This is a genomic window from Nocardioides marinus (assembly GCF_013408145.1).
In the GTDB taxonomy this organism is placed as follows: Bacteria; Actinomycetota; Actinomycetes; order Propionibacteriales; family Nocardioidaceae; genus Nocardioides; species Nocardioides marinus.
Genome location: NZ_JACBZI010000001.1, coordinates 1855487 through 1868834 on the forward strand (window position 1 = coordinate 1855487; position 13348 = coordinate 1868834).

The 13348-nt window shown below is 73.3% G+C and carries 13 protein-coding genes and 1 tRNA gene; 8 read left to right on the plus strand and 6 right to left on the minus strand.

The window, feature by feature from the left end:
* Positions 1-39 precede the first annotated feature (39 nt).
* Together BKA05_RS08810 and BKA05_RS20280 are read left to right on the plus strand one after the other, a co-directional pair.
* Positions 40-128 (plus strand) — tRNA-Leu (locus tag BKA05_RS08810).
* A 168-nt stretch (positions 129-296) separates the two neighbouring features.
* Positions 297-1322, plus strand: a complete 1026-nt coding sequence (locus tag BKA05_RS20280; protein WP_179531104.1) for a sodium:calcium antiporter — start codon at positions 297-299, stop codon at positions 1320-1322.
* A gap of 31 nt (positions 1323-1353) precedes the next feature.
* On the opposite strand, the gene BKA05_RS08820 is transcribed toward BKA05_RS20280, so the two are convergent.
* Together BKA05_RS08820 and BKA05_RS08825 are read right to left on the minus strand one after the other, a co-directional pair.
* On the minus strand, positions 1354-2604 hold the full coding sequence (locus tag BKA05_RS08820; RefSeq protein ID WP_179531105.1) for a DUF1501 domain-containing protein: 1251 nt from the start codon (positions 2602-2604) through the stop codon (positions 1354-1356).
* Positions 2601-4031 carry a DUF1800 family protein gene (locus tag BKA05_RS08825; RefSeq protein ID WP_179531106.1) on the minus strand — a complete coding sequence of 477 codons (1431 nt, stop codon included), beginning with the start codon at positions 4029-4031 and terminating at the stop codon, positions 2601-2603. Before BKA05_RS08825 ends, BKA05_RS08820 begins: the two co-directional genes overlap by 4 nt.
* 266 nt (positions 4032-4297) lie before the next feature.
* On the opposite strand from BKA05_RS08825, the gene BKA05_RS08830 reads away from it, so the two are divergent.
* A complete protein-coding gene (locus BKA05_RS08830) occupies positions 4298-4891 on the plus strand; it encodes a hypothetical protein (protein ID WP_179531107.1) in 594 nt (197 codons plus the stop codon).
* 25 nt (positions 4892-4916) lie between these two features.
* Entirely contained in the window at positions 4917-5495 is a 579-nt protein-coding gene (locus BKA05_RS08835) for a LysR substrate-binding domain-containing protein (RefSeq protein ID WP_179531108.1), read from the plus strand.
* Between the two features lie 28 nt (positions 5496-5523).
* On the opposite strand, the gene BKA05_RS08840 is transcribed toward BKA05_RS08835, so the two are convergent.
* Positions 5524-6957, minus strand: a complete 1434-nt coding sequence (locus tag BKA05_RS08840; RefSeq protein ID WP_179531109.1) for a GuaB1 family IMP dehydrogenase-related protein — start codon at positions 6955-6957, stop codon at positions 5524-5526.
* A gap of 39 nt (positions 6958-6996) precedes the next feature.
* On the opposite strand from BKA05_RS08840, the gene galK reads away from it, so the two are divergent.
* The 3 genes from galK to BKA05_RS08855 all read left to right on the plus strand — a co-directional run bounded on the left by galK (position 6997) and on the right by BKA05_RS08855 (position 9159).
* On the plus strand, positions 6997-8172 hold the full coding sequence (gene galK, locus BKA05_RS08845; RefSeq protein WP_179531110.1) for a galactokinase: 1176 nt from the start codon (positions 6997-6999) through the stop codon (positions 8170-8172).
* A 71-nt stretch (positions 8173-8243) separates the two neighbouring features.
* The gene (locus BKA05_RS08850; RefSeq protein ID WP_179531111.1) at positions 8244-8537 is read left to right on the plus strand and encodes a YiaA/YiaB family inner membrane protein; all 294 of its coding nucleotides are present in this window, start codon (positions 8244-8246) and stop codon (positions 8535-8537) included.
* A gap of 127 nt (positions 8538-8664) precedes the next feature.
* Positions 8665-9159, plus strand: coding sequence for a hypothetical protein (locus BKA05_RS08855; protein WP_179531112.1), 495 nt, complete (start codon positions 8665-8667; stop codon positions 9157-9159).
* Between the two features lie 77 nt (positions 9160-9236).
* Here BKA05_RS08855 and BKA05_RS08860 read toward each other — a convergent pair whose 3' ends face one another.
* Both BKA05_RS08860 and BKA05_RS08865 read right to left on the minus strand, forming a co-directional pair.
* Positions 9237-10457 carry an acyl-CoA dehydrogenase family protein gene (locus tag BKA05_RS08860; RefSeq protein ID WP_179531113.1) on the minus strand — a complete coding sequence of 407 codons (1221 nt, stop codon included), beginning with the start codon at positions 10455-10457 and terminating at the stop codon, positions 9237-9239.
* Positions 10457-11830 carry an acyl-CoA dehydrogenase family protein gene (locus BKA05_RS08865; RefSeq protein ID WP_246289777.1) on the minus strand — a complete coding sequence of 458 codons (1374 nt, stop codon included), beginning with the start codon at positions 11828-11830 and terminating at the stop codon, positions 10457-10459. Before BKA05_RS08865 ends, BKA05_RS08860 begins: the two co-directional genes overlap by 1 nt.
* 94 nt (positions 11831-11924) lie before the next feature.
* On the opposite strand from BKA05_RS08865, the gene def reads away from it, so the two are divergent.
* Positions 11925-12521, plus strand: a complete 597-nt coding sequence (gene def, locus BKA05_RS08870) for a peptide deformylase (RefSeq protein WP_179531114.1) — start codon at positions 11925-11927, stop codon at positions 12519-12521.
* Between the two features lie 22 nt (positions 12522-12543).
* Here the strand turns inward: def and BKA05_RS08875 are convergent, their stop codons facing one another.
* Positions 12544-13347 (minus strand): TrmH family RNA methyltransferase, encoded by an 804-nt coding sequence (locus BKA05_RS08875; RefSeq protein WP_179531115.1) that lies wholly within the window; start codon positions 13345-13347, stop codon positions 12544-12546.
* Position 13348: the final 1 nt, after the last annotated feature.

Consider the following 13348-nt stretch of genomic DNA (forward strand, 5'->3'; position numbering starts at 1 on the left):
TGGTCGCGCCAGGCCGCTGCTACTGTTGCGCCCGCACTCGTCCGGGTGGCGGAATTGGCAGACGCGCTAGCTTGAGGTGCTAGTGCCCGTATTAGGGCGTGGGGGTTCAAGTCCCCCCTCGGACACCAGAGACACAGAAGGCCCAGGTCAGCGCACCTGGGCCTTCTGCTTTTCCGCCCCTCGGCGGTCCACGAGGGTGCGGGCGCTCGACCACGAACGGCTACGGTCGAAGGACGCCCGGCAGCCCAGGCGGCGCCACCCGCCCAGACACCCAGACACCAGGCCCAGGGGGTCCCGTGCTCGAGAGTCTCACGCTCGGTCCGGCCGTCGCGCTCTTCTGCGCGTGCACGGTCGCGATCGGTGTCGCCGGCACCCGGCTGGCCGGGGTCGTCGACCGCCTCGCGGACCGAACCGGGCTGGGCGAGGCGATCATGGGCGCGGTCCTGATGGGTCTGGCCACCTCCCTCAGCGGCAGCGTGCTGTCCACCTCGGCTGCCGCCAGCGGGCACCCGGAGCTGGCGCTGTCCAACGCGGTGGGCGGGATCGCGGTCCAGACGCTGTTCCTCGCGCTGGCCGACCTCGCCTACCGGCGGGCGAACCTCGAGCACGCGGCCGCGTCGCTGGGGAACCTGCTCCAGGGTGCGCTGCTGATGACCCAGCTGTCCTGGCTGCTCCTCGCCTTCGCGATGCCGCAGTGGACCATCGGGCCGGTGCACGTGGTGACCCCGCTGCTGCTGGTCTCCTACCTCTACGGGCTCCGGTTGGCCCGCGACACCCGGCTGGAGCCGATGTGGGTGCCCCAACGGACACAGGAGACCCGTGAGGACGAGCCCGACCCCGCGGGCGAGGAGCGCTCGCTCCGCGGGCTGCTCGGCACCACGGCGGTCCTCGTCGCCGTGATGGGGGTGGCCGGGTTCCTCATGCAGCGCGCCGCCACCGGCATCGTCGACGCCACAGGGCTCGACGAGGCGCTCATGGGTGTCCTGTTCACCGCCGTCGCCACGTCCCTGCCCGAGCTGGTCACCACGTTGGCCGCGGTCAGGCGTGGGGCCCTGACGCTCGCCGTGGCCGGCATCATCGGCGGGAACGCCTTCGACACGCTCTTCGCGGCCTTCTCCGACGTCGCCTACACCGAGGGTTCGATCTACCACGCCGTCTCCAGCAACGTGGTGCTGTGGACCGCGCTGGGCGCGGTGATGACGGCCGTCCTCATGCTCGGCCTGATCCGACGTGAGCCCCGCGGGCCGGGCGGCATCGGCTTCGAGAGCGTGGGGCTGCTCGGTCTCTACGGCCTCGGTGTCCTCACCGTGGTGCTCGGCTGAGCCGAGGCCGCACCGTCTGGAGGGCGCCGGCTCAGCGCATGACGCCGAGCCGCCTGCGGTAGCCCGCCTGCGGGAAGACCCGATGGGCGTCCACCCCGGGGAACCGGGTCTGGAGGACCTCCATGAGCAGGTGTCGGTAGTCCGTGGTCACGGTCAGGTCACCGGACTCCAGGCGTCCGTCGCGCAGGGTCGGCCACCTCGCGTGGTAGCGGCCGCCGCGCACTCCCCCACCGGCGACCAGGACGGCGTTCCCGTAGCCGTGGTCCACGCCGGCCGCCCCGTTCTCAGGGAGCCGGCGACCGAACTCGCTCAGCGTCACCACCGTGACCCGGCGCCAGTCCGGCCCCAGGTCGGTGAAGAAGGCGGCCAGCGAGCCGGCCAGGTCGCCGGCGCGTGCGGTGAGGTTCCCGCGCAGGTTCTCGTGGTGGTCCCAGGAACCGCTGTCCACCGCGACCGCCCGGACGCCCACCTCGGCACGGATGAGGGCGGCGGTACGACGCAGCGACGTACCCAGCGCGCTGCCCGGGTACGACGCAGAGTGCTGCGGCGGCTGCGCGGCCGCCTCGGAGTACCGCCCGCCCAGTCGGGCCAGCTCGAGCGCCTCGCGTCCGGCCCGATGGACCCTGGACCTGCCATCGCCGTACATCTGTGCGAGGCCGCGCGCCACGGCGTCACCGCGGTCGGACCCGGCGAACGGGGTGCTGATCGAGCTCGGCGACTCCAGCGCCACCGTGGGTCGTGGGCCGACCAGCGAGGTCGGCACGACGTTCGAGCCGACCTGCACGCCCTCGAGGACGGAGTCCCCGCGCAGCTGGCCGACGAAGCGGTTGAGCCATCCGACCCGGGCGTCGCTGCCGGGGTCGGCGTCCTCGAGCACCTCCATCGCCTCGAAGTGCGACCGGTTGGGCGCCGGCAGACCGACGGCGTGCACGGCCGCCAGGCGCTTCGTGGCCCACAGCCGGCTGAGCGGCGCCAGGGCGGGGTGCAGGCCGAACGTGGCGTCGGTGTGCAGCAGGCGGTCCTTCGGGACCGCCGTGGTCGGACGGGCGGCGTAGTAGGCCTTCTCGGCGTGCGGCACCACCAGCGAGAGACCGTCGGCGCCGCCGCGCAGGGACAGGACCACGAGCACGTTGCCGCGCGGCTGGGCGCCGTACACAGTGTGGGTCAGCACGTCCCCGACCATCGCGGTCACGGCCCCCGCACCGAGGGCCAGTGCCGCGCGACGGGTGGTCGTGAAGTCGCGGCAGCCGCAGGCGTGCACGTCGGGGAGTGGCTCGCTCATCGCTGCAGACCTCGGGGGGCGTTGAGCACGGTGCCGCGCAGCAGGCGGTAGTGCTGGTCGGACAGGTCGTCGGGGCCGGTCAGCTCGGTGGTCGCGGGCAGGTCGAGGGTGCGGGCGACGGCCCGCACGAGCGGCTTGTCGGACGCTCGGCCCAGCAGCAGCTGGGACTGGTGTTCGACGACCTGGGCCAATGTGAGCGGCCACTCCGCGGGCAGCTGGGAGGCCTTGGTGGGCACGTCCACCGAGAGCAGCACGGGTCCGGACGTCCCCGAGACGTCGTACCGCGACCGCCAGGCCCGCAGCACCCGCGAGGCGCTGAGGTAGTGGGCGCCGTCCTCGGGCCACCCGTCCGGCGTGGGCCACCGGAAGGAGACCTGCCCCTGGCTGGCGGCCTGGCGCACGAGGTACCAGACGAAGGCGCTGTCGTCGAGGGCTCCGGTCGGCCGCAGCCCCAGCACGCGGGCCATGTGCACCACGTCGTCGCTGGGGTTGCGGGTCTTCTCCCACCGCGCCCGGCGGAAGGCGGGATGGGCCACGAGGGCGCGGAGCGTGCTGGGGATGTCGCTGCCGGAGCGCCGGTAGGCACGAGCGACGTCCCGCACCAGCCCCTGCGGCGGGTCGTCGGAGACGAAGCGGACAGCCAGCCGTCGTGCGAGCCGACGGGCGGTCGCGGGATGCAGGGCGAGGTGCTCGAGGTAGGCGTCGAGCACCACCCGACCGTCCGCGTCGGCGTTGCGGTGCGTGAAGTCGAGGACCCGGACCCTGCCGGTGGCGTGGCGCTCGGGGTCGTACCCGGCGCGGAACGTGGTCGTGTCGTCGAGGGTGAACCCGGTGAGGATCTTGGAGGAGTCGACGACCTGGCGCTCGGTGTAGCCGGCGTCGCGGCCGACCGTGTGCAGCTCGAGGACCTCCCGACCGAGGTTCTCGTTGATCGCTCCCCGGCGGTTGAGGTCGTTGGTGAGGTACCCCGTCATGGCCGGGTGCGTCACCGTGGCCTTGAGGAGCGCGGAGAACGAGCCGAGCGCGTGCTGGCGCACCACGCGGTCGTAGTCGGCGCGCCACGGCCACGAGCGTCCCTCGCCGGCCGGGACGTAGAGCAGGTTGCTCCAGAAGTCGACCATCGTCTCGTGCACGTGGCGTCGCGTGAGCGTCCGCAGCGCGAACGTGCGGGCGACGAGCTCGTCGGCGGTCTCGCGGACGGTGCGCTGCCCCTGCTCCTGCAACCTGCGCACCAGCGGAGCGGGCAGGTCCAGCTGGGGGAACCAGGTGGCCACGGCCAGCGCCCGCGGCGACTCCACGACGAGTCCCGACAGCTGCTGCTCGAACCACGCGGCGCCCCCACCGGCGGCCCGCACCTCCTGCGCCAAGGTGGTGTCGACGCCGTAGCTGAACCGCTCGGCGACGTGGCGGTCGGCCTGGTCCAGCAACGGGGGGAATCCTCGCGGCACCGGTGCCTCCCTCGGCGGTGTCGTGCGGTCACTGACCTGGCCAACGCGGTGCCCGGTGGGCGGTTACCACCGGGCACCGCATGGTCTGGACCACTGCCCGAACCGCGGATCTGAAAGGCTCAAGAAGGCATGCTGGAGGTCGATCCCCCCTGTGCAGGCCCAGCACCGGGCCAGTCCATGGCTCGCTGCGCACCGTCTGCAGACCCCCGCTGCACCCCCCCACCCCCCACCTGAGAGCCGTCGCGATGACTGCGCTTCCCTCCTCCAACCCGACGTTCACCCCCGAGCCGTTCGGCGGTACGCCGCGGGGCAGCACGGCCCTCGGGGTGGCCCCCGAGCTCGACGTCGCCGCCGCGACCACCGCGGCCTTCGTCATGTCCGACCACCAGGTCGGGTGGCACGACATCGAGGACGCCGTCACCGTCTACCACTGGGTGCTGACGGGCACCGGCGGGAGCGCCGGCCTGCCCCCGGGTCTGCAGGTGTACCCCACCGCCGGCCAGGCAGCGGCGTTCCTGCACGGCCATCGCGCCCGGCAGGGACGCGACGTCGAGTGCGGGTGGTGCATCAGCGACCTGCGGCCGCCGCGCGAGGTGGTCCAGATCGACGAGTGCGCGGTCGCGACGACGCGCTACGTCTTCGCGGGCCACTCGCCCAAGGGCGGCGAGACGCTGGAGATGCTGCTGGTCTACCTGTGGGTCGTGGCGACCTCGCGGCCGTCGTACGCCGGGGACGGCACCCGGGTCTACGACCAGGGGGAAGGCGCCGTCCGCTTCCTGCACGCCTGGCGCGTCGAGCAGGGGCTCGAGGACCCCGACAGCTGTCCCATCTGTCCCTGAGCAGGGCCTGACCTAGGCTCACCCCGTGAGCGCGCCCTTCCGACTCGGCTTCGTGACCGGTGCGACCCCCGACAAGTGGGCTCGCGTGTTCCGCGAGCGCGGTGGGCCGCTCGAGCTGGTCCCCGTGGCCGAGGACGAGCAGGAGCAGGGCGTGCGCGAGGGCTCGCTCGACATGGTGCTCGCCCGGCTCCCCGTCGACCGCGACGGGCTGCACTGCATCCCGCTCTACGAGGAGCGGCCGGTCGCCGTCATGGGGGTCGAGCACGTCGCCACGGTCGTGGAGGAGGTCAGCACCGAGGACCTCGACCAGGAGCAGCTCGTCCTGCCCGAGCGGTCCGGGTGGCGGCCGGCGGCCGAGCAGCTGGCCTGGCCCCCGATGAGCGTCAAGGACGCCGTCGAGACCGTCGCGGCGGGCACCGGCGTGCTCGTGGTCCCGATGTCGGTCGCCCGGCTGCACCACCGCAAGGACGTCACGTTCCGGCCGGTCACCGACCTGCCGACCACCACGGTCGGGTTGGTGTGGCGCACCGACCACGACGACGACCGCGTGCAGACCTTCATCGGCGTGGTCCGCGGGCGCACGGCCAACAGCTCACGCCGCTGACGCCGGCGCCCATGGGGTCGCCGGGGCCTCACCAGGAGGTCGCGAGCGGGCGTCCCTCGGCGTACCCGGCGGCGGACTGGACGCCGACCACGGCCCGCTCGTGCAGCTCGGCCAGCGACCCCGCACCGGCGTAGGTGCAGGCGGAGCGGACCCCGGAGCAGATCTGGTCGATGAGGTCCTCGACCCCCGGACGGGCCGGGTCGAGGTACATCCGCGAGGCGGAGATCCCCTCCTCGTAGAGCCCCTTGCGCGCGCGGTCGTAGGCCGACTCGGTCGCCGTCCGGTGGGCGACCGCCCGGGCCGAGGCCATCCCGAAGGAGACCTTGTACGCGCGGCCGCCGTCCTCGACGAGGTCGCCGGGTGACTCGTGGGTGCCGGCGAACCAGGAGCCGATCATCACGCTCGAGGCGCCCGCGGCGAGCGCCAGGGCCACGTCTCGCGGGTGCCGCACCCCTCCGTCGGCCCAGACGTGCCCGCCGAGGTCCCGGACCGCGGCGGCGCACTCCAGGACCGCGGAGAACTGCGGACGGCCGACACCGGTCATCATCCGGGTCGTGCACATCGCACCCGGGCCGACGCCGACCTTGACGATGTCCGCTCCGGCGCCGACCAGGGCCCGGGCCCCCTCGGCGGACACGACGTTCCCGGCCGCCACGGGCACGGGCGGGTCGAGCGCGCGCACGGCCGTCAGCGCGTCGAGCATCCGGTCCTGGTGGCCGTGCGCGGTGTCCACCACCAGGCAGTCCACCCCGGCCTCCAACAGGGCCTCCGCCTTCGCCGCCACGTCGCCGTTGACCCCGACGGCGGCGGCGACCCGCAACCCGCCGTCCGCGTCGACCGCCGGGCTGTACAGGGTCGCTCGCAGCGCCCCGGCGCGGGTGAGGACACCGACCAGGCGGCCCTCGCCGTCCACCGCCACGGCGAGCGCCGAGCGGGCCCGGTCGATGGCGTCGAACGCCTCCCGCGGGTCGGTGCCGGCCGAGATCGTCACGCTGGAGGGCCGCATCACCGAGTGCACCTGGGCGAACCGGTCGACCTCCTCGCAGTCGTGCAGACCCACGACGCCCACGGGCCTGCCGTCGTCGACGACCACGGCTGCGCGGTGCGCCCGCTTGGGGATCAGCGCCATCGCCTCGGCGACGGTCTGGTGCGGCGCCAGCTCGATGGGGGTGTCCAGCACCAGGTGGCGCGACTTCACGAACCGCACCACGTCGCGGACCACCTGCTCCGGGATGTCCTGCGGGACCACGGTCAGCCCACCGCGCCGGGCGACCGTCTCGGCCATCCGCTTGCCCGCGATCGCGGTCATGTTCGCCACGACCAGCGGGATCGTGGCACCGGTCCCGTCGGTGCTGGCCAGGTCGACGTCGTACCTGCTGGCGACGCTGGAGTGCGCGGGCACCATGAACACGTCGTCGTAGGTGAGGTCGTGGGGCGGGGTCACGTCGTGGAGGAAGCGCACGCCGCGAGCCTACGAGGTCCCCCTCCTAGGGTGACGACCATGAGGATGCTGGCAGCGGAAGACCGGTCCGAGCTCCTGGTGGGGGCCTTCGAGCACGGCACCGGCGCCCGACCGACCGTGCTGGCCCAGGCACCCGGGCGGGTCAACCTCATGGGCGAGCACACCGACTACAACGCCGGGCTCGTGCTCCCCGTCGCCCTGCCCCACCGCACCCGGGTGGCAGCGCGGGCCCGGGAGGACGGCCGGGTCACCGTCCAGAGCCTGCAACGCGACGGCGGTTTCGCGGGGACCCTGGCCGACTGCGGTCCCGGAGGGCCCGACGGCTGGACCGGGTACGCCGTCGGGGTGCTCTGGACGCTGTCGCGCGCCGGCGTGCCCGTCCCGGGTATCGACCTGGTCGTCGACTCCACCGTGCCGGTCGGCGCGGGACTCTCCAGCTCAGCGGCGCTGGAGTGCGCCGTGGGCGCGGCGGTGCTCGGTCTGCTGGAGCGACCCGTGCGCGGTGGGGACGCCGACCTGCTGGTCGAGGCGGCCGTCGCCGCGGAGCGCGAGGTCGTCGGCGCGCCCACCGGTGGCATGGACCAGGCGGTGGCGGTCCGCGCCACGGCCGACCACGCGCTGCTGATCGACTTCTCCGACGACACGCGATGTCAGGTCCCCCTGCACCTCGAGCAGCGGGGGCTCACCCTGCTCGTGACCGACACCCGGGTCAGCCACGCCCTGGTCGAGGGCGGGTACGGCGATCGACGGACGGACTGCGAGGAGGCGGCGCGCCGTCTCGGCGTACCGACCCTGCGGGGAGCCACCCGTGCGGCGGTCGACGACCTGCACGGGGAGCGGCTGCGTCGGCGGGCACGTCACGTCGTGACCGAGATCGACCGGGTGAGCGGGACCGTCGCGGCCCTCGCGACCGACGACCGGGAGGCCCTGGCCCGGGCGAACGCCGACTCGCACGTCTCGATGCGCGACGACTTCGAGATCTCCTGCCCCGAGCTCGACGCCGCGGTGGACGCCGCCGTCGAAGCGGGTGCGCTGGGCGCACGCATGACCGGTGGGGGCTTCGGGGGGTCGTCGGTGGCGTGGGTGCGCACCGACCTGGTGGCCGAGGTGGCGCAGGCCGTCGACCGGCGGTTCGAGCGCGAGGGGTTCGCCGCACCGCAGCACCTGGTGGCGACACCCTCCGGCGGCGCGGGGTGGGAGCGCCTCGAGGGTTGAGCCCGCGTGCTCAGTCGGCACGGGTACGCCGGCGGGCGCGGCGTACCCGGGTCGGCGCCGAGCCTGGGGGCATGACGAACAACACCGCCCCGCAGTCGCGCACCACCGCCGCCTTCCACGCCCAGGCCTGGATCTCCTTCGGCCTGGCCCTGCTCTCCATGGTCGTCGCCGTGCTCTACCTGCCCGTCGACCCGTGGGTCCGAGCCTTCCTCGGGCTCGGCACCCTCTACCTCACGACGTCGGCGTTCACGCTGGCCAAGATCGTCCGCGACCAGCAGGAGTCCACCTCGGTCGCCGTGCGGCTCGACCAGGCCCGCGTCGACAAGATCCTCGCCGAGCACGACCCCTTCCGCGCGGTGTCCTGACCCCGCAGCACCGGCCCCGACCGCACGTCGGACCTCACGACCGCCCCACCCCACCCGCTCGACCGGGTGATGGGTGGGGCGGTCGCAGTTGCTTGACTCGAGGGGTTCCGACGAGAGGAGACACTCCGTGAGCACCCTGATGACCGTCGCCCGCCAGCTGACCTCGTCCGCCACCTCCGTGGCGGCCGTGGGTCTGCGCACCGGCCTGTCCGTCGCCACGAACGTGACGCTGGGCGCGCGCCGGATGGTGTGGCCCGACTCCCCCGGCCCGTCCACCGACGGCGCCGGGGCCCCGGAGTCCACCGCCCCGCCGGTCGAGCCGGAGCCGGTCGTCCCCGGCCCACCTCCCCCGGCTCCGGAACCCGAGCCCGTGCCGGTCCCGGAGCCCGAGCCCGCGACCCCGGGGATGAAGAGGCGCGCCGCCGACGTGCCCCTCAAGAGCGACCCGACCCCGGCCTCCGCGCTGCCCCCGGAGCCCGAGGGTCCCGACGCGCCGGCCGAGGAGTTCGGCACCGACGGCGCCACCGGCCTCGCCGAGCCCGAGCCGCTGCTCGACGAGGCCACGGCCAAGCAGGTCGCGGCCGAGACCGGGACGTTGCGCCGGGCCGCCGAGCAGCACTAGTCCCGAGACGGGTCGTGCCCCTCAGCGGGCGCCATGGCGCGCGCTGAGGGGCACGACTGCGTCTGTTGCCGGACCGGCTACTTCAGCTCGGCGCTGGAGAGCCCCAGGATGCGGCGCGCGATGATCAGCTGCTGGATCTGCTGGGTGCCCTCGAAGATGTCGAGGATCTTGGAGTCGCGGGCCCACTTCTCGAGCAGCTCGCCCTCGGAGAAGCCCACCGAGCCGCAGAGCTCGACGCACGACAACGTGATGTCCGAGCCGACGCGGCCCGCCTTCGCCTTGGCCATCGAGGCCTCGAGGCTGTTGGGCTCGCGGTTGTCGGCCATCCAGGCCGCCTGCATCATCAGCAGCCGGGCGCCCTCCCAGTCCGCCTCCATCTGGAGGAACTTCGCGGCGGCGGCGGACTGCACGTGCGCGGGCCGGTCGTAGTCGATCTCCACCCCGGCCTGCGTGAGCAGGTCGCGGGTGAGGTCGAGGGCGGCCTTGGCGCAGCCCACGGCCATCGACGCCACCAAGGGGCGGGTGTTGTCGAAGGTCGCCATCGCACCGGCGAAGCCCTGCTTGGTGTCGATCTCGGGCGACCCGAGGAGGTTCTCCTTCGGCACGCGGCAGTTCTCGAAGATGATCGCCGCGGTGTCGGAGGCACGGATGCCGAGCTTGTGCTCAAGCCGCTCCACCCGCATGCCGGGGGTCCCCTTGGCGACCACGAAGGACTTGATGGCGGCCCGACCCAGCTCGCGGTCCAGGGTGGCCCAGACGACGATGTGGTCGGCCCGGTCACCGGAGGTCACGTAGATCTTCTCGCCGTTGATGACGTACTCGTCACCGTCGAGGACCGCCGTGGTCTTGATGTTCGCCGAGTCCGAGCCGACGCCCGGCTCGGTGATGGCCATGCCGGCCCACACCCCGGCGAAGCGCTCGGACTGCTCGTCGTTCGCGACCGAGGCGATCGCGGAGTTGCCCAGGCCTTGGCGGGGCATGGACAGCAGCAGGCCCACGTCACCCCAGCACATCTCGGCGATCGACATCACCGAGGCGAGGTTGGCGCCGTTCTTGGTGCCCTTCTCCTTGCCCTCCGGCTTCTCGTCGCGACGTACGCCGGCCGCACCCGCACCCTCGGACGCGCCGGACTCCGAGAGCCCGTCGATCATCGCGGCGAGCATGTCGAGCTCGGTGGGGTAGGCGTGCTCGGCGCGGTCGTACTTGCGCGAGATGGGCCGCAGCATGTTCATCGCGACCTGGTGGGCCTGCGAGGCCAGCGGCTTGAGCTTCTTCGGGTCGTCCAGGGAGATGGCCATCAGACCAGCACCGCACCTTCCATGATTCCGACGGCACGCAGGTCGCGGTACCACCGCTCGACCGGGTGCTCCTTGACGAATCCGTGCCCACCGAGGAGCTGGACACCGTCGTTGCCGATGGCCATCCCCTTCTCCGAGCACAGCTTGCGGGCCAGGGCGACCTCGCGGGTGAATTCCTGACCGGCCGCGGCGCGGCCGGCGGCCTTGTAGGTGAGCAGGCGCATGGCCTGCAGCTCGATCGCGATGTTGGCGACCATGAACGCCACCGACTGCCGGTGGGCGATCGGCTCGCCGAACGCCTCACGCGTCTTGACGTAGGGCGTCACGTAGTCGAGCACGGCCTGCCCGGTCCCGACCGCCAGAGCGCACCAGGCCAGGCGGGAGAGCCGGACGCACTCGGTGTACGTCGAGCCGTCGGTCGCGCCGAGCACGGCGTCGGCCGGCACGGTGACCCCCTCGAGGCGCAGGGTGGTCAGGGCGGCGGCGCGGACGCCCATCGAGGGCTCGGCCTCCACGGTCAGGCCGGCGGTCGAGGACTCGACCAGGAACAGGACCGGGGTGCCGTCCAGCGAGGCGCCGACGACGAAGAGCTCGGCCTCGGCGCCGCGCACGACACCGGCCTTGGTGCCGTCGAGGACGAAGCCGTCAGGGGTCCTGCGGGCGGTGGTCGACGGCTCGAGCACGTCGAAGAGGACCGTCGGCTCCTGCAGCGCCAGGGCGGCGGCGGGAGCGCTGTCCTCGGTGAAGGCCGGCAGGTAGGTCTGCTGCTGCGCCTCGGTGCCCCACAGGCCCAGCGCCGTGGCGACCGAGCCCGGCGCCAGGGCAGCCAGCGCGATGCCCATGTCGCCCTTGCTCAGGGCCTCTGCGACGAGCGTGCCGGCCATCGCCGAGCGCTCCTCGGAGATGCCGCCGAGGGCCTCAGGCACGCCGAGGATCGGCAGGCCGATCTCCAGGCCCGCCTTCAGGACGGCCTCGGGGGCCTCGCAGGTCTCGTTGGCCTCCGCGGCCGCCGGGCGCACGACCTCCTCGGCGTACTCCGAGACCACGTCGACGAGCATCTGCTCGTCCTCGGTGGGCGTGAGGTCGAAGACGCCCTGGCGGGGCGCCGCGGGAGCGCGGGTGCCTGCACCCTTGCCGCCGGTCTTCTTGAACTGACGGCTCGCGGCCGTCACCGTCCTGAAGCCCTCGCGGGTGCTCGTGAAGACGACCTGCTCGGCCTGCTTGCGCAGGCCGACGCGGTCGAGGAGGTCGCTCTGGGCCAGCTTGTTCAGCGCCGCCACCGCGTACCCGATCGGGTCACGCTGCTCGGTGCTGGCCAGCCCGTGCCTGCCGCCGGGCGACAGGCGCGTCATGAGGCTCTTGCCGATGTCCATGCGGCAAATGTAACTGTGAGTTACACATAGCGCTACAGGTTGTCTCGTGGAGCCGGTCACAGGGCGCGGGCCGCGGCTTCCTAGGATCCTGACCATGACCGAGATCCCGCCGCCCGAGCACGCGCCGTACGGTCAGCTCCCCTCCGGGGGGACGGTGCGCCCCATCACCCGCTGGGGCACGCCGGTGATGCACCGCCCGCAGCAGCCGGTGACCGCCTTCGACGAGGAGCTGCGCACGCTCGTCGCGGACATGGTCGCCACGATGTACGCCGCCGACGGGGTCGGCCTGGCCGCCTGCCAGATCGGGGTGGACGCGGCCGTCTTCGTCTTCGACTGTCCCGACGAGTCCGGCGAGCGGACCGTCGGGGTCGTGTGCAACCCCGAGCTCACGCTCCCCGAGGGCCGGGAGCGCCAGCTCGACGACGCCGACGAGGGCTGCCTGTCCTTCCCCGGCGCCTTCGTCGAGTGCGCCCGTCCCGACCGGGCCTCGGTGACCGGCCAGGGGTTGGACGGCTCCCCCGTCTCCTTCGAGGGCACCGGGCTGCTGGCCCGCTGCCTGCAGCACGAGACCGACCACACCCGGGGCACGGTCTTCGGCGACCGGCTCTCCACCAAGGCGCGCAAGAAGCTGACCAAGGAGCACGACAAGCAGGTCGAGGACTTCCCCCCGGGCTGGCCCGCCGAGGACTGAGCACCCAGGGGCTGCCGGTGCGTCAGCGGCGTGCGGTGACGTAGCAGGCGACGGCGGCGGCTGCTGCGACGTTGAGCGAGTCGATGCCCGCGGCCATCGGGATGATCGCCCGGTGGTCGGCCGACTCCTCCCAGCGGGTGGTCAGCCCGTGCCCCTCCGAGCCGAGCACGAGAGCCACCCGGTCCCGACCGGCCACCGCCTCCTCCAGCGGTACGGCGTCGGGCGCGAGCGTCAGCGCGACGGTGGTGAACCCGCGTGCCGAGAGGGTCGGCAGCGCGTCGTACCAGTCCGGCACCCGGGTCCAGGGCAGCGCGAACACCGCCCCCATCGACACCTTCACCGCCCGTCGGTACAGCGGGTCGGCGCAGCGGGGGCCGAGCAGCACGGCGTCGACGCCCAGGGCCGCACCGGAGCGGAACGCGGCGCCCACGTTGGCGTGGTCGACCAGGTCCTCGAGCACCAGGACGAACCGCGCGCCGTCGAGGACGGCGTCCAGGGGCGGGTCCGGCTGACGGTGCAGGGAGGCCAGCGCACCGCGGTGGACGTGGAAGCCGGTGACCTGCTCGGCCAGCTCCTCGGAGAGCACGTAGCAGGGCGCGTCCGAGCGGGAGAGCACGTCGGCGAGGCCGTCGAGCCAGCGCGGCGCCATCAGGAAGGAGCGGGGCGTGAAGCCGCCCTCGACGGCGCGGCGGACGACCTTCTCGCCCTCGGCGAGGAACAGGCCGTGCTCGGTCTCCAGCGCGCGTCGCAGCTGCACGTCTCGCAGGTCGCGGTAGTCGGCGAGCCGCGGGTCCGTGGGGTCGTCGACCTCGATGAGCCGGGCCACG

Bases quoted from the DNA above. Each gene is read 5' to 3' on its own strand.
- BKA05_RS08820 (WP_179531105.1), bottom strand. From the start codon at position 2,604: ATGAGCGAGCCACTCCCCGACGTGCACGCCTGCGGCTGCCGCGACTTC.
- BKA05_RS08830 (WP_179531107.1), top strand. From the start codon at position 4,298: ATGACTGCGCTTCCCTCCTCCAACCCGACGTTCACCCCCGAGCCGTTC.
- galK (WP_179531110.1), top strand. From the start codon at position 6,997: ATGAGGATGCTGGCAGCGGAAGACCGGTCCGAGCTCCTGGTGGGGGCC.
- BKA05_RS08850 (WP_179531111.1), top strand. From the start codon at position 8,244: ATGACGAACAACACCGCCCCGCAGTCGCGCACCACCGCCGCCTTCCAC.
- BKA05_RS08860 (WP_179531113.1), bottom strand. From the start codon at position 10,457: ATGGCCATCTCCCTGGACGACCCGAAGAAGCTCAAGCCGCTGGCCTCG.
- BKA05_RS08865 (WP_246289777.1), bottom strand. From the start codon at position 11,830: ATGGACATCGGCAAGAGCCTCATGACGCGCCTGTCGCCCGGCGGCAGG.
- def (WP_179531114.1), top strand. From the start codon at position 11,925: ATGACCGAGATCCCGCCGCCCGAGCACGCGCCGTACGGTCAGCTCCCC.